The sequence below is a fragment of the Elusimicrobiota bacterium genome (assembly GCA_016788905.1).
In the GTDB taxonomy this organism is placed as follows: Bacteria; Elusimicrobiota; Elusimicrobia; order FEN-1173; family FEN-1173; genus JADKHR01.
The window spans coordinates 1-858 of the sequence record JAEURZ010000047.1 but is presented as its reverse complement, the minus strand read 5'-3'; the positions used below and the strand labels follow the sequence as shown (position 1 = coordinate 858).

General features: G+C 50.8%; 1 protein-coding gene. It reads left to right on the top strand.

The annotated features are described in order from the left end of the window. A partial coding sequence (locus tag JNK54_10710; GenBank protein ID MBL8024729.1) for an ATP-binding domain-containing protein occupies positions 1-858 on the top strand: 858 nt, incomplete at both ends.

Here is an 858-nt window from a genome sequence, read left to right as displayed (position 1 = left end):
GGAAACAGATGAACTCAAGGGAGCGGCGTGGAAGGCGCTTAGATCTTTTCTGACCGATCTGGAGCGTTGGAGCCGTCAACTACAAATCCTGACGCCTGCTGAACTTGCCGGAATTGTGCTGGATGAATCGGGTTATACGCATATGTGGCAACAGGATAAATCTGTCGAAGCGCCGGGAAGACTGGAAAACCTGAAAGAATTGGTTTCTGCATTGAATGAATTTCAAAGTTTGAGTGATTTCCTTGAACATGTGGCCTTAGTGATGGAAAACAATGCCGCAGCCCAGCAGGAGGCGGTGAGCATTATGACGCTTCATAGCGCGAAAGGTCTTGAATTTAATACGGTTTTTCTCGCGGGATGGGAAGAGGGGATTTTTCCCAACGCGCGTGCCCTTGATACAGTGGGACGCGAAGCATTGGAAGAGGAACGGCGGCTGGCTTACGTGGGGTTGACGCGCGCACGCAAGCGAGCCTATATCTGCTTTGCGGCGAATCGGCGCCTCCATGGAGCGTGGCAGTCCTCTCTTCCTTCGCGTTTTATAGATGAATTGCCCGAAGATCTTGTTGAAGAGCATACGCAGCCTGGCCTTTTTGCTCGTCGCTTCCATGAGGAGGAGCCACAAATCAAAACACGCTTATCGTCGAGCGAGTCACTTTTCTCTGGCTTCGCGTCTGCCCCCGGCGCAGGTTCAGGTTCCAAAGCAGGCGTTGCCTCGTCATATCAGGTCGATGATTCGCATCGGGTCAATGATCGGGTCTTTCATATCAAATTTGGCTATGGGCGAATTGTAGAGATCATGGGAGATAAACTTGAGGTTGATTTTGAGCATAGTGGGCTTAAAAAGGTGATGGCCTCTTT